Consider the following 607-nt stretch of genomic DNA (forward strand, 5'->3'; position numbering starts at 1 on the left):
GCCTTGTTGCGCACGTGGGCGCCGTCGCGGACTTTGACGATCAGAGCGTCCAGATAGATCACCGGGTAGAACGGTTCCAGCGGCCGGCGCTGCCAGGCCAGGACTTCGTCGCTGATCTCGTCGACGATTTTCGACAGCGTCTCGCGGCTGATTTCGGTGCCGATCGTGCTGGCCAGGTGGTGCTCGATATCGCGTAGCGTCATCCCGCCGGCATACAGCGAGATGATCATGTCATCCAAGCCGCCCAGACGGCGAGAACCTTTGGGCACCAACGACGGTGAGAACGAGCCGTCGCGGTCGCGTGGTATCGCGAGCTCGACGTCGCCGACCTGGGAGGCGACCGTTTTCGGGTACGTACCGTTGCGGGAATTCGGGATCAGGCTGGCCTCGGGATCGCCGCGCTCATAGCCAAGGTGATCGGTCAGCTCAGCCTGCAGACCGCGCTCGAGTCCAGCCTTGATCAGCTGCTGGATCAGACCGTCATGACCGCCAAGCTCGACCTCTCCAGAGTCGATCTTGGCGAACAGCTCATCGAGAGCGCCAGAGGCCTTGAGCTTGTCGGTCGCCGCTTTCATCTCACGCCGCCGCTGCTCACGCGCTTCAGGAT

Annotated in this window: 1 protein-coding gene; it reads right to left on the reverse strand. The window is 63.1% G+C overall.

All coding sequences use genetic code 11. The features are described 5' to 3' along the window. Positions 1-575 (reverse strand): transposase (locus tag RM844_RS32090; protein WP_311670975.1); only part of this gene is annotated, 575 nt, incomplete at its 3' end. Between the last annotated feature and the right edge of the window lie 32 nt (positions 576-607).

It is taken from the genome of Streptomyces chisholmiae, from assembly GCF_031845445.1.
GTDB classification, from domain to species: domain Bacteria; phylum Actinomycetota; class Actinomycetes; order Streptomycetales; family Streptomycetaceae; genus Streptomyces; species Streptomyces chisholmiae.